Consider the following 21,162-nt stretch of genomic DNA (forward strand, 5'->3'; position numbering starts at 1 on the left):
CAAAAATTCAGCATTATTTCGTAATTCGACATAATTAGTTTTAAATCCTTTATCGAAAAAAGATTAATTGTTTGCTTATTCATTCTTATTTAGTAGAAATCTATTTTAGAAGAAGATATTTTTGAAGGGGAGAGTATGAAGAGAGGTTGACTCGAAAGGTAAAAATCGACCTTCTGAGTCAACCTCGCTTTTCTTATCAACCTGTTGATAATTATAAGTAAAAAGGAATAAACCTTGCTAAATATGCTGCTAATCTTGAAAATAATCCAGTAAATAGCATAACACCTAATAAGATCATAATAACGCCACTAGCCTTTTGAATAATTGGTAAGTATCGATTAATATTTCTAATTTTTTCTAAAGACTTGGAATAAAGCATCGCAACTATTAAAAACGGAATACCTAATCCGAGAGAATAAACTAGTAATAATATTACGCCACCAAAAGCACCACCACTTTGTGAAGCAAGTGCTAGAATAGAACCTAAAACTAATCCAATACATGGTGACCAACCCGCAGCAAAAACAAGTCCAAATAGTATTGAGCGTCCAAAGCTTGTCGTTTTAGAAGGCCTCATAAGTCTTTTTTCACTCATTAAGAAATTAAAACTAAATATTCCCATCAATTGAAGGCCGAATAACACAATAACGATGCCCCCAAGTCTTTCTAGCAATTGGCTATTTTCGATAAATAAACTACCTAAATAGGAGGAATAAAACCCAAGCACTAAAAAAATGGAAGAGAAACCGATAATAAAGCCGATGCTTCTTGTTAATATTAGTTTCCTATCTGCGATCACTTCGTTATTTGAAATGTTGCTTCCAGTAAGCTGTGCTATATATGCAGGTACTAAAGGGAAAACGCAAGGGGAAAGGAATGATACTATGCCTGCAAACAAAGCAATCCATATAGATAGAAATGTAAATTCACTTATATTAAAAACACTCAAAACTGTCATTTTATTAGCCTCCATTTTCCGGTAAACTGCTACTAAGCTTTATGCTTTTTATAAATATTATTTTATGAATAATTGTATAGCTACATGCTACATAAAAAATCATCATTTGTCATTCGTGCCGCTTAAAGAACTTTTGAAAATAAAACGTGGCAATGAATTTTTTCCGCCGTGTGTAATAACGAGAAGAGGGCGCTGAAAAAGTACAGAGCAACTTTTTCAGCGCCCTCACATATTTACGTTTTTCAGTCTAAAATAGCATTCACTAGTACTTTAAGAGATACGGCGAAATGCCACTGCTTTAAAGAAAATCGTTATAATAGCCTCGTGAAGCTGTTAAACCGATTTTTTTATCATTTTTTTTGCTATTACGTTCATACTACCAATAACTCATATAAAAGTCATTCTGCAAGTTACTAACTTTTCTATATTCATATAAAAAGCTTAATGATATTCAAAAATGTATAGATAGAGTATGATATGAAGAGAGGGGGTGGAATTATGTCGAAAAAACGCATAATTTTTGGTGTTGCCTTTTTATTCACAACAGTAATCACAGGATTTACGCTATATTTATGTATTATACTTTATGGGAATTATACAATTGATAATAAACAATTCGTTATGAATGAAACGACAACAGTAGAGGACTTCCAAGGTGAGGTTATTAGTCATTTATATTTAGAAAATAGGTACCTAGTATCTATCGATGAAATACCAGACCATGTGAAGCATGCTTTTATCGCAGTTGAAGATCACCGGTTTTATTCTCATCAAGGAATTGACTTTAAATCAATTGGCCGGGCTTTATATAGAGATATCGTCACACGTTCTAAAGCAGAAGGTGCGAGTACGATCACGCAGCAGTTGGCAAAAAATGTGTTTCTTTCTTCTGAAAAAACGGTCTTAAGAAAAACGAAGGAAGTTTTAATTGCAGTTAACTTGGAAAGTAGGTATTCAAAAGACGAGATTTTGGAAATGTACTTAAACCGCATTTATTTTGGTCATGGGGCTTACGGGATCCAAGCGGCAAGTCAATTATATTTTAATAAGGATGTTTCTGATCTAACAGTAGATGAAGGAGCGTTATTAGCTGCGCTGCCGAAAGCTCCTAATCACTTCTCTCCTCTAAAGGATTTAGAGAGAGGGAAGGACCGAAGGAATGTTGTTTTAGGGTTAATGGAGCGTCACGGTTATTTATCGGCAGAAGAAGCTGTACGTCTTCAAGGGAGGAATATTCCAGTAAATCATGTAGCACAAACGAATAATGCAGCTTATCATTCTTATATTGATTTAGTATTAGAAGAGGCAGAACAAAAGTATCATCTCTCCGAGGAAGAAATCCTTAGAGGTGGATATCGAATTGTAGTAGAAATGGATCGTAATTTGCAACAAACGACCTATGATTTGTTCCAAGATCCAAATAATTTCCCTGCTTCAACAGGAGAGAATATAGTAGAAGGTAGCATTGTGCTTATTAGTAATGAAACAGGCGGTGTTGCTGCAGTCCAAGGGGGAAGAGAATATGTTCGCAAGGGGTTCAATCGCGCACATGCAAAACGCCAGCCAGGTTCTATTTTTAAACCATTGGCTGTATTTGCCCCAGCGCTAGAAACGGGAACATTTCACCCTTATTCCATCATTCCTGATGAAGAAATAGATTATGGAGGTTATATTCCTAGGAATTTTTCGAATACGTATGAGGGAGAAATAACCATTTACGATGCAATGAAAGATTCAGCAAATGCGCCAGCTGTTTGGCTTTTAAATGAGCTAGGTACTGATGTAGCCAAGAATAGTCTAGAAAAGCAAAATATACCTCTTGATGATAACGGTCTTGCAATCGCATTAGGTGGTATTCGCGATGGTGTAAGTCCATTACAAATAGCTGCAGCCTATAGCACGTATGCTAATAGTGGAAATTACAGAGAACCTTTTTATATTAGAGCAATATATGATCGCAATGGTGTTCTCGTTGCCCAAAATGAAGGCATTGAAATGGAAGTGCTGTCTCCACAAACAGCTTGGTATATGACAAGGATGTTGGAGGCCGTTGTCTCTGATGGAACCGGAAATACGGGCGTTTACGATGGTCCTTTAGCTGGTAAAACAGGTACTACTGCTTATGAAAATGTCGCAGGCGCCAACCGAGATATTTGGTTCGCAGGCTATACCCCGGAACTATCAGGGGCTATTTGGATGGGGTATGATCGGACAGATGAAAATAACTTCTTAACAGCAAGTAGTAGTGTACCTACAACATTGTTTAAAAACGTACTCTCGCAATCGATAAATGAAGAAGAAAGAGAAGTTGCATTTCATATTCCCAATGGTATTGAAGACTTAGATGCACCAATTCGGTTTGTCGGTATTCATGATTTATCGGCAAAAGCTTCCCTTAGTTGGTCTGGAGGGAAAGTAAACCTTTCCTGGTCAGGTAGTGATGATGAGCGACTTCAATATATTATTTATGAAAAAACAGATGAAGGAACAAAAAAAATAGCAGAAATTACAGATACTGAATATACAATAAATCGAGTTAATCTATTTTCGTTAAATTCATATATTGTTGTTCCTTATAATCCACAAATCGAAAGAGAAGGGGAACCATCAAACATTGCGAAAGCAGAGTTTCATTTATTTTCAAATGAGGCTTCCTAGTAAAATGGGCAAATTAATAGCAGGAAAGGAGAGGTTGACTCAAAGGTCGATGTTTTTACCTTTTGAGTCAACCTTTACGCAATGCATGAAACACCGCAGAAAATATTAAAAGTGTTTTTTATAGCAAACGCGTTGATAACACTCATTTCAAGGACTTATATACCTTACTGGACAACTTCTTCTTAAGCAACATGTTTTGTTTCTGAAATATAGAAGGGTATAATATAGTCGTTTCTAGTGAATAGGAATGCAAAAATGACCTGAAACTAGAAGGAAGTGTGTCAATTTGAAAATGTATCTATTTAGTGACAATTTCGCTGAAATTGTGTACAAACTGATATGACCTATGTATATTATAAGCGATCTTTCGAATTACTAAATTTATTTTCATTTAGATTTATACATAACTGTTTAAGGGGTGTCTCGAATGAGTCAGGAAAAAAGTTTTAATGATTTGTTTTTAAAAGCGTGTAAAAAAGAGGCTGTTGATCACGTGCCTGTATGGTATATGAGGCAGGCTGGAAGATCACAGCCAGAATATAGAGAGCTTAAAAAGAAGTATTCACTTGAGGAAATTACACATCGACCGGAGACCTGTGCATATGTAACGAAGCTTCCTGTTGATCAGTATAATAACGATGCTGCAATTCTATATAAAGATATTATGACGCCGCTACCCGCGATTGGTGTTGATGTGAAGATTAAGTCTGGTATAGGTCCAGTTATAAGTAATCCAATTGAGTCGATTAAGGATGTTTCAAATCTAGGAGAAATTACGCCTGAAAAAGATGTGGATTTTGTTTTAGAGACGATAAAAATATTACGAGGACAGCTAGAAGTACCTCTGATCAGCTTTAGTGGAGCACCATTTACATTAGCGAGTTATATGATTGAAGGTGGACCTTCAAAAAACTATAATCAAACGAAATCATTTATGTATTCTCAAAAAGAAGCTTGGTTTTTACTTATGGACAAATTAGCAAGTATGACAATTTCATATGTAAAGGCGCAAATTAAGGCTGGTGCACAAGCTATCCAAATTTTTGACTCATGGGTTGGTGCATTAAATCAAGAAGACTATCGTACGTTTGTAAAACCAGTGATGCATCGTATTTTTACAGAACTTAAAGGGGAAGACGTACCATTAATTATGTTTGGCGTAGGAGCGCGTCATCTAACTAGTGATTGGCACGATTTACCTTTAGATGTAGTTGGCTTAGATTGGAGATATCCAATTAAAGAAGCGAGAGAGAATGGCATTACAAAAGCAGTTCAAGGAAACTTAGACCCTAGCGTGTTAATGGCACCTTGGAATGTGATTGAAGAAAAAGCAAAGGAAATTATAGACGAAGGTATGAAGCAACCAGGCTTTATTTTTAATTTAGGACATGGTGTCTTCCCAGAAATTCAACCAGCAACACTGAAGCGACTAACTAGTTTTGTTCATGAATATTCAGCTGAGAAGATGTCTGTATTGAAATAAATAACATCATTAAGGAGGGAATGACGTTGAAAAAAACGGTAGGTTTATTAGTAATGGCTTATGGAACACCAAGAAGCCTTGATGAAGTAGAACAGTACTATACGCATATTCGTAGAGGGAGAAAGCCTTCTCAAGAACAGTTAGATGACCTTATTGAAAGATATGAAGCTATTGGAGGAATATCCCCTTTGGCAAAAATTACAGAAGAGCAAACAGATAGATTAGAAAAGGAATTAAATCGCCGTTATTCTGATAGACAGTTTAAGGCTTACCAAGGATTAAAGCATATTGATCCATTTATTGAAGATGCGGTTCTTGCTATGAAAGAAGATGGTATTGAAGAAGCTGTCAGTATTGTCCTAGCACCACATTACTCTACTTTTAGTGTGAAATCGTATAACGGACGAGCAAAGGAAGAATCAGAATCAATCGAAGGCCCTAAAATCACTTCTGTAGAAAGCTGGTATACAGAACCTAAGTTCATTGAATATTGGGCAGATCAAATTGTAAAAACGAGAGAAACGATGTCAGAGGAAGAAAGAAGTAATCATGTAGTTATTTTCTCTGCACACAGTTTACCTGAAAAGATTTTACAAAACGGTGACCCTTACCCTGAGCAATTAAAGGAAACAGCTGCATTAATTGCGGAAAAAGCAGGGGTGAAAAATTACGAAATTGGTTGGCAGAGTGAAGGGAACACGCCAGAGCCTTGGTTAGGACCAGATGTTCAAGACTTAACAAGAGATTTATATAACAAAAATGAGTATAAAGCATTTGTATACTGTCCTGTTGGGTTTGTAGCGGATCATTTAGAAGTTTTGTATGACAATGACTATGAATGTAAAGTAGTAACGGATGAATTAGGAGTAGCTTACTATCGACCGGAAATGCCAAATGCAAAAGATGCCTTTATAGATACGCTCGCGACTGTTATTCAAAAAACGATAAAGGATGCTCAATAATGCCGAAACGTATTGCAATTATTGGTGGTGGTATTACAGGTTTAAGTGCCGCCTATTATTTACAAAAGGAGTTATCCAAGTCAAACAGTGATGCAGAATTCGTGTTGTATGAAGCGGCTGACGAGCTAGGTGGTAAAATTAAAACATCTTATCGCGATGGATTTATATCAGAACTAGGACCTGATTCATTTTTGGCTAGGAAAAAAAGTATGGCTGAATTAGCGAAAGAAGTTGGATTAGAAAATGACCTCGTACATAACAGCTCAGGTAAGTCCTATATTCTTCACAATGATACACTTTATCCCATGCCAGGCGGGGCAATTATGGGGATACCAACACAGTGGGGGCCATTCTTAAAAACTCGTTTATTCTCTCCAGCTGGAAAAGCTAGAGCAGCTGGGGATCTGTTTTTACCGAAAGTAATGAAAAACGGTGAAGATGTGTCATTAGGGAGCTTTTTCAGAAAACGGCTTGGTAATGAAGTTGTTGATAAGCTAATTGAACCGTTACTATCTGGTATTTATGCAGGAAACATTGACAAACTTAGCTTACAAGCAACATTTCCACACTTTGAACAAATAGAAAAGAAGTATGGTAGCATGATTTTAGGTATGAAGTCTTCAATAGCTAAACAGCAGGAAGGGAAGCCAAAAAATAGGGGAAAAACAAAGCCGAAGGGAATGTTTCTATCTTTTAAAGGTGGACTTCAATCTTTTGTTAGAGCGATCGAAGAGCAATTAGACAAATCTGTAGTGAAGAAGAATGCAAAGCTTCTGCAAATAAAAAAAGTTGATAATCGATATCGGTTGCTATTCGAGGATGGAAGAGATGATGTAGTGGATTATATGCTTATAACAACCCCTCATCATATTACTTATCAGTTATTAAAGGATTATTCAGCAGTAAGTTATTTAGGCAAAATGCCTGCAACTTCAGTAGCCACCGTCGTTCTTGCTTTCCCAAAATCAGCAATAAAGAAAGATATTGACGGCTCTGGTTTCGTTGTTTCTAAAAAGTCAAACTACTCCATTACTGCTTGTACATGGACACACAAAAAATGGGAGCATTCTACTCCTGAAGGTTATGCACAATTACGTGGCTATGTAGGGAGGGAAGGAAACGAAGACATCGTATTCCGATCAGATGAAGAAATTATACATGCAGTTATGAAGGATTTGAGTGCAATAATGGATATAGAAGGAGAACCGAAGTTTTCTACTGTAACACGCTGGAAAGAGGCGATGCCTCAATACGAAGTAGGTCATAGGAATAATTTAAATGATGTTTATGTCAGTATGAAGAAGCAATTACCTGGAGTTTACTTGACGGGTGGATCCTTTGAAGGGATTGGTATGCCTGATTGTATCGATCAAGGAAAAAAAGGTGTAAGTAATTTGTTGTCTGAGCTTGGAGCTAACTGAAATATCTCGGTTAGCTTTTTTCAATGTCGTAAAATCTGTTGCTGGAGATATCACTCGAAGTAGAAGATGACTAATGGTAGAGCAGGTTGGAAATTTTTTTACTGAAAATAATAAAAAAATCATAGCATTTCATCGAAAAATGGCGTTAACTATGTCGAATGAAAGGTTGCTATCACTAATTGTGTTTAATTTTACATAAAAAGTGAGCTACTTGTCGTAAAGTTGTTTCCACATCAAAGTCTTGTTGTCTTATACTTAGGGATGGGATAAAATATTGGGGTGAAATGTGATGGTGGAACAGCAAAAAGAACATTTTATAGCTGACTATTTATACAAGAATAAATTCCTCATCATCAAAGAGATAGTAAACATATATCGTGAACGCATAGGATGTCCAAACAAATGTACACATGAAATAATAGAGGCATTAACTGCGGAATTTATTAAAAGAGTAAGAGATAATAAACGAAGTGACAAGGAGCTAGCTGTCATTGTTCGTACCCTTGAAAGCTATCGCCAGGGAATGAATATATTGCTCGAAGACTTATTGTCGTTTTTTAAAGATGTTCGCTTGAAATTAGAAAATAAAATTAATAATATAGAAAAATTAAAAAGTGATCAAACATTTATTTCTTTATTCAATCTTATTTTTATTGATATACAAAAAGAGATGTTTGTAATTATTTACAACGACCAACAAGAAGAAATAGAGAAGAAAAATCAAGAACTAAAAAAGCTACAGCAAGATAGATTACAGCTGTTATCAAAGTTATCAAATAGCTTTGCACATGAAATAAGAAATCCACTTACTTCAATTAAAGGTTTTGTACAATTACTGGAAAGTAGAATAGATAAGCCAGCAAATGAAAGGAAATACTTTAAATACATTAACCAGGAGATTAAAGACCTAGAAGAACAAGTCAATCAAATACTGTACTTATCTAATCGCAAAAATCATCATGATTTTCAAGTGTCTAAATTGTCACTAAATGACCTTGTTTTTGAAGCGTTAAGTACATTTCAACCGATTTTTGAAGAGCATGAAATACAGTTTAATATAGAGATTAAAAAACAAATCGTTATTCATGGTGTTAGGGATCAATTAAAGTTGGCTTTATATAAAATCATACATAACGCTGTAGATGCTTTATTGCTTATTGAAAAGAATAGAGAAATTAATTTGAAATTAGGGATACAGAATAGAAAAGTGATGTTGACTATTTCAAATAATGGGCCACCAATTCCACGATTGATTGAGAGTAAGATTTTTGATCCATTTGTAAGTACGAAGGAACTAGGTAAAGGGATTGGGTTACCTATTACGAAGCAAATAATTGAAAAGCATAATGGAACGGTGAAATGGTGGTCACATGGAGAATGGACAAGCTTCAGTATTTTATTACCCTATAAAGAAAGCAAGTAATTTCATCATGCAGATAACGGTTCCGTCCGTATTATGTTATGATAAAAATTACCATTGTATTTTTATAAAAGTTGAGGACGTTTTGGGAGTGTTAATATGACAAAGGAGTGGGATGTCGTAGAAGTACTACGACATTATAGGCATGATTGGCTAAATAAATTACAGTTAATTAAGGGTAACCTAGATATTGGAAGATTGGAAAAGGTGGATAGTTTAATTGATGATGTAATTCGACAAACTAAGAATGAAAGTCACCTTTCTAACATGAACGTAAAACACTTAGCAACGAGATTGTTGACATTTAACTGGGAGGAGCATCCCTTTGTTTTACATTTTGAAGTCATTAACGGAAAAGAAAACTGGCAACCAGCTGAGACTAAAGTGATGTCAATTTTAGAAGCCCTGTTCACATTTTTTAATGAACATGCAAAGCAAGGATATGATAACCAACTGTACTTAACTTTAAAGGATTTAAATGGGATTGAAATTGAAATCGACTATCATGGACAGCTCTCAAAGATTACAGCCTTTCAGGAGGATTTAAGGAAATTTAAAGAGAGTTTCAGTTCAGTTATTGCTGAATTAGAAAGCGAAGAAAACAGTATCTATATTCATATTAAAATGACGTAGATGATAGTTGTATAAGAGAATGAGGTGAATAGCATCATGTTTGTAGACAAGGTTAAAATTTATGTTAAAGGTGGCGACGGTGGTAATGGAATGGTTGCATATCGTCGAGAAAAATACATTCCAGATGGCGGGCCAGCTGGTGGTGATGGTGGAAAAGGAGCAGATGTTGTTTTTGAAGTTGACGAGGGACTAAGGACGTTAATGGATTTTCGTTATCAAAAGCATTTCAAAGCGGACCGTGGAGAAAACGGGAGACCGAAAAATCAACACGGTAAAAGTCGTGATGACATGGTAGTAAAAGTTCCACCAGGAACGACTATTATTGATGAGGAAACGGAAAAAATTATTGCCGACTTAACCGAGCATGGTCAGCGCGCAGTAATCGCCCACGGTGGACGTGGTGGAAGAGGAAATAGCCGTTTTGCTTCTCCTTCTAATCCGGCACCAGAGATAGCTGAAAATGGACAGCCTGGTCAAGAACGTAATTTAGTTCTAGAACTAAAAGTGTTAGCAGATGTTGGTTTAGTTGGCTTCCCAAGCGTAGGTAAATCGACATTACTTTCCGTTGTGTCTGCAGCTAGACCTAAAATTGCAGATTATCACTTTACTACTTTAACACCTAATTTAGGTGTTGTAGAAACAGATGATCAACGGAGCTTTGTCATGGCAGATTTACCTGGTTTAATAGAAGGGGCTCATTCTGGGGTAGGCTTAGGACATCAATTTTTGAGGCATATAGAGAGAACTCGAGTCATTGTTCATGTTATAGATATGAGTGGACTAGAAGGAAGAGATCCTTATGAGGATTATGTAACGATTAATGAAGAATTGGAACAATACAATATGCGCTTAACAGAAAGACCGCAAATTGTCGTTGCTAATAAAATGGACCTTCCAACTTCTGAAGAAAACCTACAAGCCTTTAGGGAAAAAGTTGAGGACAGTGTAGAAATCTTTCCGATATCTGCAGTTACGAAAAAAGGCTTAAACCCTTTGTTACGTTCAATTGTTGATAAAGTAGAGACAACACCTGAATTCCCTCTATACGAGGAAGAGCAAATTGAACAAAGAGTTGTCTATAAATTTCAGCAAAAAGAGGCTCCATTTGAAATTTCTCGTGATGATGATGGTGCATATGTCATTGCAGGACATGAAATTGAAACAATGTTTAAGATGACGAATTTCGATAGGCACGACTCTGTACGAAGGTTTGCACGTAAAATGAGACATATGGGAATTGACCAAGCTTTAAGAGATCGTGGAGCAAAAGACGGCGACACAGTCCGAATACTTAGTCACGAATTTGAATTTGTAGAATAGTAAAATCCCCAAAAGGTCGAACTTTACCTTTTGGGGATTTTACGTAACGAGAGCGAAGTCGTCACAAAGAAGAGCACAAATGGAGTGAACTTCTCCATTAGTGCGAGTGACGAACGGAGCCTCGCCAAAAGGTCGAACTTTACCTTTTGGGGATTTTACGTAACGAGAGCGAAGTCGTCACAAAGAAGAGCACAAATGGAGTGAACTTCTCCATTAGTGCGAGTGACGAACGGAGCCTCGTCAAAAGGTCGAACTTTACCTTTTGGGGATTTTACGTAACGAGAGCGAAGTCGTCACAAAGAAGAGCACAAATGGAGTGAACTTCTCCATTAGTGCGAGTGACGAACGGAACCTCGTCAAAAGGTCGAACTTTACCTTTTGGGGATTTTACGTAACGAGAGCGAAGTCGTCACAAAGAAGAGCACAAATGGAGTGAACTTCTCCATTAGTGCGAGTGACGAACGGAGCCTCGCCAAAAGGTCGAACTTTACCTTTTGGGGATTTTACGTAACGAGAGCGAAGTCGTCACAAAGAAGAGCACAAATGGAGTGAACTTCTCCATTAGTGCGAGTGACGAACGGAGCCTCGCCAAAAGGTCGAACTTTACCTTTTGGGGATTTTACGTAACGAGAGCGAAGTCGTCACAAAGAAGAGCACAAATGGAGTGAACTTCTCCATTAGTGCGAGTGACGAACGGAGCCTCGTCAAAAGGTCGAACTTTACCTTGCTGGTGGTATAACGTATTGTAGTGTTTTCTGAATAATTAAACACTTTTTATGACTAATAGTATTGTCAATAGTTTCGTTCATATTTATAATGGATGGATAGTACGAATCTAGGTGGTGGAATAAGTGAGCAAACGAACAGACCAATTTTATCTCGTTCGTGAAGATATGCTTCCTGAAGCGATGTTGAAGACAGTGGAAGCAAAACAGTTGTTAGAAAGTGGGAAATGTGAAAAAATTAATGAGGCTGTTAAACAGGTTGAGTTAAGTAGAAGTGCTTTTTATAAATATAAAGATGGTATTTTTCCTTTTCATACTATGGTAAAGGAAAAAATAATTACTTTATCTATTTACCTAGAAGATCGTTCTGGGTCATTGTCAAAGCTCTTATCACTCATTGCACAAACAGGTGCAAATGTATTAACAATCAATCAAACAATCCCTTTACAAGGAAGGGCGACGATTACGCTATCGATTGAAACAGCAGCAATGCATTCAGACGTAACAGTCTTGCTTGATAAAATTCGAGAGTTAGATGCAGTAGTAAAAGTTGAACTTATCGGTTCTGGGACGTAATGGAAGGGGAAAATAATATGAAAACTGTAGCTTATTTAGGTCCTAAAGGTTCTTTTACAGAAGTAGCAGCAAAAGCGCTGCTTCCTAATGAAACACATATTCCTTTCCGCTCCATTCCTGATTGTATGGACGCAGTTAATGAGGACGCTGTAGATCGTGCAATCGTACCACTGGAAAATGCTATTGAAGGATCGGTCAATATTACATTAGATTATCTCATTCATCATCAAAGGATGGAGATGGCAGCGGAGGTAACAGCACCAATATTTCAAAATTTAATGACAAATAAAAAACATGCTGATGACTGGAAGGAAATTGATGCAGTTTACTCACACCCACAAGCAATTGCTCAGTGTCATCAATTCCTTCGCAACTATATACCAAATGCAGAAATTCGCTACACTAACTCTACTGCAGAAGCAGCAAAATTCGTTAGTGAAAGTGAAGAAAAGATTGCTGCATTAGCTAATGAAACTTCTGCTAGTGAATATGGTTTGGCTATTGTAAAATCAAAGGTCAACGATTACAAAAATAATAGTACAAGATTTATCGCTTTACAAAAAGGTAGTTTAAATAAATCCTTTGAACAAATGGACGGAGTTTCTCTATATAAAACGACAATAATGGTTACTTTACCGCTTGATTACACAGGTGCGTTACATCAAGTATTATCAGCATTTGCTTGGAGGAAAATTAACTTAAGCAAAATAGAATCTAGACCAATGAAAACAGGACTCGGGAATTACTTTTTCATTATTGATATCGACATGAAAAAGGATGAGGTGCTGATTCCGGGTGTCCAAGAAGAACTAAAAGCATTAGGCTGTAAAGTTGAAGTGCTAGGAAGTTATCCGTGCTTTCAATGGGAAGCTTTATGTGCTTTACAAAACAAGTGATAGATTATAGTGATGTGAGAGAGTCTTAAATATAAGTTAAGGCTTCTTTTTTTTAGAACAGTGTGAGCTGTATGCGATATGTAAGGCGCCATCTAACCTTGAGGTATAGAGAAAGTGGTTGAAGGTAAGATGTGGAGCTGCCATCTGCCCTTGAGGCAAAGAAAAGTAGCGTGAAGGTAAGATGGTGCGCCGCCAACTGCCTTTGAACAAACAAAAAAGCAATTGAAAGTAAGATTACCATTTCCCCCTCTCCCACCTCAGTGCAAATCAAATGAAGTAATTTAAAAACCAGCATGAATAATACAGAGTTAATAATAGCTCCTCAAAGTATAAGGAGTGCATAATTCATACGTCCTACCTTTATAAAGTATAACAACTACAATTGATTCCGTAGAAAATAGCTGATAGTTTTCATACATCTATCACCGAAAAAATAATAATATCTAGTGCTATTTTTTTGAATACAGCATAAAAATGTTTGAGAAAAGCGTAATTTTTGGAAAAAAGCAGTGACGATTCGCCCAATAGCGCATAGGATGTAATGACATTGTATGGGAGGGATCTGAGAAGTGAGAATTCATATTGTACAAAAAGGTGACACACTTTGGAAGCTTGCTCAGAAGTATGGTGTAGATTTTGAAGCTCTTAAAGCTGCTAATAGCAACTTGAGTAATCCAGATCTCATCATGCCTGGCATGAAGGTGAAAATTCCTTCAGGAAGCGTGCAAGCAAAAAAAGAGATGCAGAGTAAAGAAAAGCCGTTCGATCACATTGGTGTTAAGGAAAAGCCACAAAAAGAACAACCAATTAAAGAAATGCCAGAAAAAGAAAAAATGCCGCCACCGTCATTGAAGGAGGAAAAGGAGGCACCTATACCTATGCCTACACCTCCTCAAGTACCGATGCAGCACCAGGCGCCATCCTATCACTTGCAAAACACAAACATGAATTTTAATATTTATAAGCAGAAAAAAGTTGAGCCTAAAGCTCCTAAAGTTCCGGCACCACCTAAAATGCCACAAGTAAAAGAACCGCCAAAAAAGAAGGAAGTTCCAGTTAAAGGAAAAAAGCAGTGTGACCACGAAAAGGTGAAACCTGTTCCAACACAAATGAAGTATCCACATGGATGCTATCCAGTGACACCTGTTTATCATAGTTCACCTTGTTCACCGCCTAGTTATGGGCAACTTCCTTTTTCACATGGACAAATGCCACATGGAGGGCATCAAATGCCGCTATATCCACAGCAAGCATATCCAACACAAGGTGCAGGCTCTGCTCATCCACAAATGGTACATTCACCACAATTTGGAGAACAACCGATGGATCATCAGCATGCGCAAATGGAACAAGCGCAACAAGCGCAACAACCGCAACAACCGCATCAACCAATGTCACAACAACCGCAACCGCATCCGACGTATGGGGATGTAACTGCGTCACAATATCCGCAACAACCGCAGCCACAGCAACCTTATTATCCTGGACCACAATATGGTTACGATGTGAATCATTATGCTTATCCGGGACCAATGCCTTATCCAAATTATCAGCAACCATTTGGTGTGCGCGATGATGAAGAAACAGATAATGAGCAATAAATAATAGAGTCTTCAAATTAAAAGAAGAGTGTTACAAAGGAGAAAGTGTCTTTGTAACACTTTTTTTTAAAGGTAAAGTATTTTGCCGTGCATACTAGTGAAAAGATCAGTATATGCTACGGTGCGTATCCGTCGAGACAACTCGAAGCATTAACGACGAAGCAACGCTCGTTCCTGTGTCCTCAAAAGTGAGCTTATTAGTAATTTAAGTGTTATTGCGAAACATACTGCATTAAAAGAAAGGCGTTATACGAGCTTCTCGGAGCTGGTATAACGTCTTTTCATATGGTTAATCAGGGGCATTTTTTTTTAAAAAAACGTATAGGAAAAAACTGAAGATTGGCTTTACAACAGCTAGTGAAACCATTCCTAATAAATGACATTAAAAATTGCATAAAACTGTTAGAATCAAACCTCCATTTACAAGCCAACCTAAGTTGTGAAAGGAGGAGGTTAATAAAATGAGAAAAATTGCACTTACATTAACAGCAGCAAGTATGATTTTTTCAGGGTTAGCTGGTTGTGGTGATGTAAACGACACGGGTATGAACAATACGAATCAAGGCCAACAAATTGGACAACAAACTGGATTCGGTGTCAATGATAATAGGACAAATCCAACCGGGTTAGGTACTAATGATGGTACAACAGGTAACCGTATCGGTTTTGGTTATAATGATAATAATGGATACGGTACTCGAGGGGCTGGTACAGGCAATTACCGCTTTGGCACTCAGCCGGGTGGCACTAACGATGAAAATATAACAAGAAGAAATGGCACGGGTCTTCAATATGAAAGAAACTTTGGAAATGCTGAAAATTACGTTGCACAAAACAGAAATGTCACTAGAGACGGACAAAACTTTGGCGGACTAAATAGAAATGGTGCACGTAATGGACAAAATTTTGGTGCTCAAAACAATAATACAAATTCAGCTTATGAAGCTAGAATAAACAATAGAAGAGATGGAGCTACTGGTTTTGGGCGCGGAATTACTGGAAATGACCGTCCTGGGATGGTTGACGAGAATGGTGTAGTGAACGACCGTACGCGTGAACAGCGTGGCACTACTGGTCTAAATAGAGGAACAAATGGAACACGAGGTTTTAATCGAGGAACAAATGATGGTACTTTAAACCATGGAAAGCGAAATGGTACCACTACTGGGCAACAAACAAGAACGAGTGATTATTTTAATGGAGAAGATGGACGATTAGCTACAAATATGACTGATCGTTTATCAGGTGCGAATGGTGTAAATGATGCACATGTCATTGTACACGGTAATGATGTTCTTGTAGGTGTTGACTCTGATAATGACTTTAATGACAATACTGTACGAGATAGAATTGGAAATCTTTCTGGGGATCGCAACGTTCATGTTGTGACAGACAGAGAACGCGTAAATGATATCAGAGGTTTAAACGATCGCTTACGTGCTGGTGAAGCATTTGAAGAAGTTGGTGCAACTTTTAATGAAATGCTTGGTGACTTAGGGGATGCTGTTCAAAGACCATTTGAAAGAAGTCGATAATATTGAATGTAAAGAACAGGCAAAGACTGCCTGTTCTTTTTTTGAAGAAAAGAATATTTGCGGTGGAAATGATGACCATGATAACTTTTAACATGTATTTATATGTAGGCTAATATTTTTTAATAGTCATCAATTTCTCACATTTTAAACATAAATATGGATAAATCTTATATTATTTGGAGAATCTATAGGTAACCAATATTCTTTGGTAAAGTCTAACAAGGAGGCGTCATGAAAATGTTATCATCATGTGCGTTTTCAAAAAAAAATCGTACTGACCTATTCTTACTTTTTATTATTGGAGTTTTTTTAGCAACAATATTTATTGGTGCAAATAAAGCATTGGCAAATGACAGTATTAAAATAGAAGAAGATCATACAATTGAAGTAATATTACAAAGGCACTATTTAGATGGCGAAATAAGTGAAGAGGTTGTGCATGAAACAATCTGGTCAATGGAGGACTTTTGGGCATTTTATGATGATTGGCAGCTTGTTGATCAAAATCAAAGCCAAATTATATTTAAAAAAGATTTGAATGATATTTCTCCATTATTAAAAATGCATGGTTATTTTGGCTTATCTGATGATGGTACATTAAACATATACAATGGAGAACCAATCGAAAATAATGTTATTCAATCATTCTTTCAAGTGAATACGAGTCGTCTCAAAAGTCATTTACATCAAGAATTACTTAATGGAATACCAGTTACTACAAAGGATCAATATTTACAAGTTCTGAAAATGTGTGAAGAATATGCTGTGAACGAACTGTAAGGAATGTAAAGAGGTTTTCTCCGTGATTGAGACAACCTCTTTTTCTTATGCTAAAATAGAAATGTGTGTTCTCATTAAAGTGCTGAAAAGGGGATAAGACTTGTGATTGAATCATTAACAGGAGTAGTATCGAATATTGAAATAGAAAGTGTAACACTTAATGTGCACGATGTAGGATATTTAGTATTTTGTGCAAACCCGTTTCGTTATGAAGAAAATATAAATGAAAAAGTAACAATTTATACATATCAACATGTAAGAGAAGATGCTATTAAGCTTTATGGCTTTAAAAATCGTGATGAGAGGAAGCTTTTTGAAAAATTACTGCAAGTTTCTGGTATAGGTCCAAAAGGTGCATTAGCAATATTAGCTACAGGAGAACCAACGCTAGTTGTTCAAGCAATTGAGGCAGAGAATGAAAAGTTCTTAGTTAAATTTCCAGGTGTTGGAAAGAAGACGGCGCGTCAAATTATCCTTGATTTAAAAGGGAAGTTAGTTGATTTCTTACAAGAAAGTGGTGGAGAAGATACAAAACTTATAGCTATCGATGACGATATGCAACTTGAAAATTATGAGTTAGAGGAAGCGCTTGAAGCTTTAAAGGCACTAGGATACGTTGATCGGGAAATTAATAAAGTATTGCCAAAATTAAAAGATACAAAAGAAACAACGGATGGTTATATTAAAATAGCTCTTAAATTAATGCTCGAATCATGATTTTATCGGGGGAAGAAAAATGATGGATGATCGATTAGTAAGCGGTGAATCCAACCAACAAGAAGATTGGGAGGAGCATAGTTTACGACCACAAACGCTAACACAGTATATAGGTCAAGAAAATGTAAAAAATAATCTCAATGTCTTTATTGAAGCTGCAAAAATGAGAGAAGAAACGCTAGATCATGTACTTCTTTATGGTCCTCCTGGATTAGGGAAAACAACACTGTCCATGATTATCGCTAATGAAATGAATGTTCAGTTACGTACGACATCGGGACCGGCGATTGAAAGACCAGGTGATTTAGCCGCGATTTTAACTGCATTAGAGCCAGGAGATGTGCTGTTTATTGATGAGATTCATAGGCTTAATCGCTCTGTTGAGGAAGTTCTATATCCAGCGATGGAGGACTTTTGCTTAGATATTGTCATAGGAAAGGGGCCTTCTGCTCGTTCTGTTCGTTTAGACCTTCCACCATTTACATTAGTAGGGGCAACAACTAGAGCAGGAATGCTATCTGCGCCTTTAAGGGACCGATTTGGTGTTGTGAGTCGATTACAATACTATACTCATGAAGAACTGACAGAAATTGTGGAAAGAACTGCGTTAGTCATGAATGTTGAAATAGACCATGAAGCAGCAATTGAAATTGCTCGAAGATCTCGCGGGACACCTAGAATAGCAAATCGATTACTTCGTAGGGTAAGAGATTTCGCTCAGGTTAAAGGAGATAATACTATTAAGCTTGACGTAACGCAACATGCTCTTCAATTACTACAAGTAGATAAGTTAGGACTCGATGAAATAGACCACAAGCTACTGCGGAATATAGTTGAAAAGTTTAGAGGTGGACCTGTAGGATTAGATACAATCGCAGCGACCATAGGGGAAGAGTCACATACAATTGAAGACGTATATGAGCCATATTTATTACAAATTGGCTTTTTACAACGGACACCAAGGGGAAGAATGGTTACTGATGATGTGTATAAACATTTACAAATGGAGGTGCCTCGAAAGTGAATCAACTGCCGAAATTACTCATATCTCTAGGTATTATTTTAATCATAGTGGGGTTATTGTGGCAAGTTGGTGGGAAATACTTATCTTTAGGAAAATTACCAGGTGATATATTCGTAAAGCGAGGGAATACGACTTTCTACTTTCCTATTGTCACTTCTATCGTTATTAGTATATTATTATCCTTAGTCTTTTTCATTATAGGGCGTTTCCGTTAATGCTTATTTAGGAAGAAAGAAAGGTTGAAAAAAAGTATGGATGTTACACAATTTGATTTTCATTTACCAGAAGAATTAATTGCCCAAACTCCACTGGCAGATAGAACAGCATCAAGACTATTAGTGCTAAATAGGGAAAATGGGAGTATAGAGCATCGTCACTTTAAAGATTTATTGCAATATTTTTCAAAAGGCGATGTGTTAGTGTTAAATAATACGAAAGTATTGCCTGCTAGGCTATTTGGGATAAAAGAGGACACGGGTGCAAAAATAGAACTTTTGCTTTTACGTGAAGAAAGTGACTATACTTGGGAAGCATTAGTGAAACCAGCGAAACGTGTGAAAATAGGAACAAAAATCGTTATTGGAGAGGGAAAGCTCATAGGTAAATGTGTGGAAGAATTACCGGAAGGCATTAGAAAAATCCAGTTTGAGTTTGATGGGATTTTTAATGAAATATTAGATGAGTTGGGTGAAATGCCTTTACCACCATACATACAGGAGCAACTTGATGAAAAAGATCGATATCAAACCGTATTTGCGAAGCATAGCGGTTCTGCTGCAGCGCCGACAGCAGGACTCCATTTCACGAAGGAACTTTTACAAAACATTGAACAGTTAGGTGTACATATTGTTTTTATTACACTACATGTAGGTTTAGGGACATTCAGGCCTGTAGCAGTAGAAAATGTGAAAGAACACACGATGCATGAAGAGTATTATGACATGACTAGTGAAGCGGCAAGTGTTTTAAACGAGGCAAGAAGTAATGGCAATAAAATAATTGCAGTAGGTACCACATCGGTAAGGACGCTAGAAACAATTGCGTCAAAGCACGATGGAGCATTTACAGCGTCATCTGGCTGGACGAATATTTTTATTTATCCAGGCTATCAGTACAAAGCAATAGACGGCATGATCACTAATTTCCATTTGCCGAAATCTACACTTGTCATGCTTGTAAGTGCCTTTGCAGGAAGAGGGAATATCCTTAGTGCTTACAATGCAGCTGTTGAAAAAAAATATCGTTTCTTCAGCTTTGGCGATGCAATGCTAATTATTTAACGTCAATTACGTAAAGGATGTGTAGAAATGGCGGCAATAACATATGAACATATTAAGACGTGTAAGCAATCAGGAGCGAGGCTCGGGATTGTTCACACGCCACATGGATCTTTTGAGACTCCGATGTTTATGCCAGTAGGAACGTTGGCAACCGTTAAAACGATGAGCCCTGAGGACTTAAAGGATATGGGGGCAAAAATTATATTAAGTAATACGTATCACCTTTGGCTTAGACCTGGGCATGACATTATTAAAGAAGCAGGTGGACTCCATAAATTTATGAATTGGGATAGACCAATTTTAACTGACTCTGGTGGCTTTCAAGTATTTAGCTTAAGTGATATGCGAAAGATTACAGAGGAGGGTGTGGAGTTTAAAAATCACTTAAATGGTGAACGCTTATTTTTATCACCTGAAAAATGTATGAGCATTCAAAATGACCTCGGGCCTGATATAATGATGGCTTTTGATGAATGTCCACCATATCCTGCTGAATATGACTATATGAAAGCTTCTGTGGAGCGTACAACACGATGGGCTGAAAGGTGCATAAAGTCGCATGCTCGACCAGATGAACAAGGTCTTTTTGGAATAGTACAAGGTGGGGAGTATGAGGAGTTAAGACGACAGAGCGCAAATGACCTTATTGCAATGGATTTCCCAGGTTACGCAATTGGAGGACTGTCTGTTGGTGAACCTAAAGACGTGATGAACAGAGTGCTAGAGTACACAACACCACTTTTACCCCAAGACAAGCCGCGCTACTTAATGGGAGTAGGTTCTCCTGATTCTTTAGTTGATGGTGCTATTAGAGGGATTGATATGTTTGATTGTGTACTACCAACTAGAATTGCACGAAATGGTACTTTAATGACAAGTGAAGGGCGCCTAGTCGTTCGAAATGCTAAATATGCACGTGATTTTAGACCGATTGATGAAAACTGTAGCTGCCACGTTTGCCAAAATTATAGCCGAGCCTATATTAGACATCTAGTAAAGTGCAGTGAAACATTTGGTTTTAGATTAACTACGTATCATAATTTACATTTTTTATTAACGTTAATGGAAAATGTGAGAACAGCAATTAGAGAAGATCGTCTCTTAGATTTTAGAGAAGAATTTTTTGAAATGTATGGTTTTAATAAACCCAATGCTAAAAACTTTTAAGTTTGG

Annotated in this window: 18 protein-coding genes; 17 read left to right on the forward strand and 1 reads right to left on the reverse strand. The window is 37.0% G+C overall.

Annotation, left to right across the window (positions count from 1 at the left end):
- Positions 1-211: 211 nt before the first annotated feature.
- A complete protein-coding gene (locus BCELL_RS07460; protein ID WP_013488077.1) occupies positions 212-958 on the reverse strand; it encodes a cytochrome c biogenesis CcdA family protein in 747 nt (248 codons plus the stop codon).
- A gap of 498 nt (positions 959-1,456) precedes the next feature.
- Here BCELL_RS07460 and BCELL_RS07465 point away from each other — a divergent pair, with 498 nt between their 5' ends.
- The 17 genes from BCELL_RS07465 (at position 1,457) to tgt (ending at position 21,156) form a co-directional block, all read left to right on the forward strand.
- Entirely contained in the window at positions 1,457-3,616 is a 2,160-nt protein-coding gene (locus tag BCELL_RS07465; protein WP_013488078.1) for a transglycosylase domain-containing protein, read from the forward strand.
- Positions 3,617-4,043: 427 nt separating this feature from the next.
- Positions 4,044-5,099: a uroporphyrinogen decarboxylase gene (gene hemE, locus BCELL_RS07470; protein WP_013488079.1), complete on the forward strand. Its 1,056-nt coding sequence runs from the start codon at positions 4,044-4,046 to the stop codon at positions 5,097-5,099.
- A 20-nt stretch (positions 5,100-5,119) separates the two neighbouring features.
- Positions 5,120-6,061 carry a ferrochelatase gene (gene hemH / locus BCELL_RS07475; RefSeq protein ID WP_041808163.1) on the forward strand — a complete coding sequence of 314 codons (942 nt, stop codon included), beginning with the start codon at positions 5,120-5,122 and terminating at the stop codon, positions 6,059-6,061.
- Positions 6,061-7,482, forward strand: coding sequence for a protoporphyrinogen oxidase (gene hemY / locus BCELL_RS07480; protein ID WP_013488081.1), 1,422 nt, complete (start codon positions 6,061-6,063; stop codon positions 7,480-7,482). Before hemH ends, hemY begins: the two co-directional genes overlap by 1 nt.
- A 289-nt stretch (positions 7,483-7,771) precedes the next feature.
- Positions 7,772-8,905 (forward strand): sensor histidine kinase, encoded by a 1,134-nt coding sequence (locus BCELL_RS07485; protein WP_013488082.1) that lies wholly within the window; start codon positions 7,772-7,774, stop codon positions 8,903-8,905.
- A gap of 96 nt (positions 8,906-9,001) precedes the next feature.
- The gene (locus tag BCELL_RS21560; protein WP_013488083.1) at positions 9,002-9,535 is read left to right on the forward strand and encodes a sporulation initiation phosphotransferase B; all 534 of its coding nucleotides are present in this window, start codon (positions 9,002-9,004) and stop codon (positions 9,533-9,535) included.
- Between the two features lie 36 nt (positions 9,536-9,571).
- The gene (gene obgE, locus BCELL_RS07495) at positions 9,572-10,855 is read left to right on the forward strand and encodes a GTPase ObgE (protein WP_013488084.1); all 1,284 of its coding nucleotides are present in this window, start codon (positions 9,572-9,574) and stop codon (positions 10,853-10,855) included.
- Between the two features lie 851 nt (positions 10,856-11,706).
- The gene (locus tag BCELL_RS07500; RefSeq protein ID WP_013488085.1) at positions 11,707-12,156 is read left to right on the forward strand and encodes an ACT domain-containing protein; all 450 of its coding nucleotides are present in this window, start codon (positions 11,707-11,709) and stop codon (positions 12,154-12,156) included.
- 17 nt (positions 12,157-12,173) lie between these two features.
- Positions 12,174-13,052 (forward strand): prephenate dehydratase, encoded by an 879-nt coding sequence (gene pheA, locus BCELL_RS07505; RefSeq protein WP_041808165.1) that lies wholly within the window; start codon positions 12,174-12,176, stop codon positions 13,050-13,052.
- 569 nt (positions 13,053-13,621) lie between these two features.
- Entirely contained in the window at positions 13,622-14,653 is a 1,032-nt protein-coding gene (gene safA / locus BCELL_RS21565; RefSeq protein WP_013488087.1) for a SafA/ExsA family spore coat assembly protein, read from the forward strand.
- Between the two features lie 461 nt (positions 14,654-15,114).
- Positions 15,115-16,188: a YhcN/YlaJ family sporulation lipoprotein gene (locus tag BCELL_RS07515; protein ID WP_013488088.1), complete on the forward strand. Its 1,074-nt coding sequence runs from the start codon at positions 15,115-15,117 to the stop codon at positions 16,186-16,188.
- Positions 16,189-16,419: 231 nt separating this feature from the next.
- Positions 16,420-16,968 (forward strand): intercompartmental signaling factor BofC, encoded by a 549-nt coding sequence (locus BCELL_RS07520; protein WP_245546965.1) that lies wholly within the window; start codon positions 16,420-16,422, stop codon positions 16,966-16,968.
- Positions 16,969-17,070: 102 nt separating this feature from the next.
- On the forward strand, positions 17,071-17,685 hold the full coding sequence (gene ruvA / locus BCELL_RS07525; RefSeq protein ID WP_013488090.1) for a Holliday junction branch migration protein RuvA: 615 nt from the start codon (positions 17,071-17,073) through the stop codon (positions 17,683-17,685).
- A gap of 22 nt (positions 17,686-17,707) precedes the next feature.
- Positions 17,708-18,709: a Holliday junction branch migration DNA helicase RuvB gene (ruvB, locus tag BCELL_RS07530; RefSeq protein ID WP_041808726.1), complete on the forward strand. Its 1,002-nt coding sequence runs from the start codon at positions 17,708-17,710 to the stop codon at positions 18,707-18,709.
- Entirely contained in the window at positions 18,706-18,924 is a 219-nt protein-coding gene (locus BCELL_RS07535) for a DUF2905 domain-containing protein (RefSeq protein ID WP_013488092.1), read from the forward strand. The genes ruvB and BCELL_RS07535 overlap by 4 nt, the downstream gene beginning before the upstream one ends.
- A gap of 36 nt (positions 18,925-18,960) precedes the next feature.
- Complete coding sequence (gene queA, locus BCELL_RS07540) at positions 18,961-19,989, forward strand: tRNA preQ1(34) S-adenosylmethionine ribosyltransferase-isomerase QueA (protein ID WP_013488093.1); 1,029 nt, start codon at positions 18,961-18,963, stop codon at positions 19,987-19,989.
- 27 nt (positions 19,990-20,016) lie between these two features.
- Positions 20,017-21,156 (forward strand): tRNA guanosine(34) transglycosylase Tgt, encoded by a 1,140-nt coding sequence (gene tgt, locus BCELL_RS07545; RefSeq protein ID WP_013488094.1) that lies wholly within the window; start codon positions 20,017-20,019, stop codon positions 21,154-21,156.
- Positions 21,157-21,162 lie beyond the last annotated feature (6 nt).

Source organism: Evansella cellulosilytica DSM 2522 (genome assembly GCF_000177235.2).
GTDB lineage: Bacteria > Bacillota > Bacilli > Bacillales > Salisediminibacteriaceae > Evansella > Evansella cellulosilytica.

Bases quoted from the DNA above. Each gene is read 5' to 3' on its own strand.
- BCELL_RS07460 (WP_013488077.1), bottom strand. From the start codon at position 958: ATGACAGTTTTGAGTGTTTTTAATATAAGTGAATTTACATTTCTATCT.
- BCELL_RS07465 (WP_013488078.1), top strand. From the start codon at position 1,457: ATGTCGAAAAAACGCATAATTTTTGGTGTTGCCTTTTTATTCACAACA.
- hemE (WP_013488079.1), top strand. From the start codon at position 4,044: ATGAGTCAGGAAAAAAGTTTTAATGATTTGTTTTTAAAAGCGTGTAAA.
- hemH (WP_041808163.1), top strand. From the start codon at position 5,120: ATGACGTTGAAAAAAACGGTAGGTTTATTAGTAATGGCTTATGGAACA.
- hemY (WP_013488081.1), top strand. From the start codon at position 6,061: ATGCCGAAACGTATTGCAATTATTGGTGGTGGTATTACAGGTTTAAGT.
- BCELL_RS07485 (WP_013488082.1), top strand. From the start codon at position 7,772: ATGGTGGAACAGCAAAAAGAACATTTTATAGCTGACTATTTATACAAG.
- BCELL_RS21560 (WP_013488083.1), top strand. From the start codon at position 9,002: ATGACAAAGGAGTGGGATGTCGTAGAAGTACTACGACATTATAGGCAT.
- obgE (WP_013488084.1), top strand. From the start codon at position 9,572: ATGTTTGTAGACAAGGTTAAAATTTATGTTAAAGGTGGCGACGGTGGT.
- pheA (WP_041808165.1), top strand. From the start codon at position 12,174: ATGAAAACTGTAGCTTATTTAGGTCCTAAAGGTTCTTTTACAGAAGTA.
- BCELL_RS07515 (WP_013488088.1), top strand. From the start codon at position 15,115: ATGAGAAAAATTGCACTTACATTAACAGCAGCAAGTATGATTTTTTCA.
- BCELL_RS07520 (WP_245546965.1), top strand. From the start codon at position 16,420: ATGAAAATGTTATCATCATGTGCGTTTTCAAAAAAAAATCGTACTGAC.
- ruvB (WP_041808726.1), top strand. From the start codon at position 17,708: ATGGATGATCGATTAGTAAGCGGTGAATCCAACCAACAAGAAGATTGG.
- queA (WP_013488093.1), top strand. From the start codon at position 18,961: ATGGATGTTACACAATTTGATTTTCATTTACCAGAAGAATTAATTGCC.
- tgt (WP_013488094.1), top strand. From the start codon at position 20,017: ATGGCGGCAATAACATATGAACATATTAAGACGTGTAAGCAATCAGGA.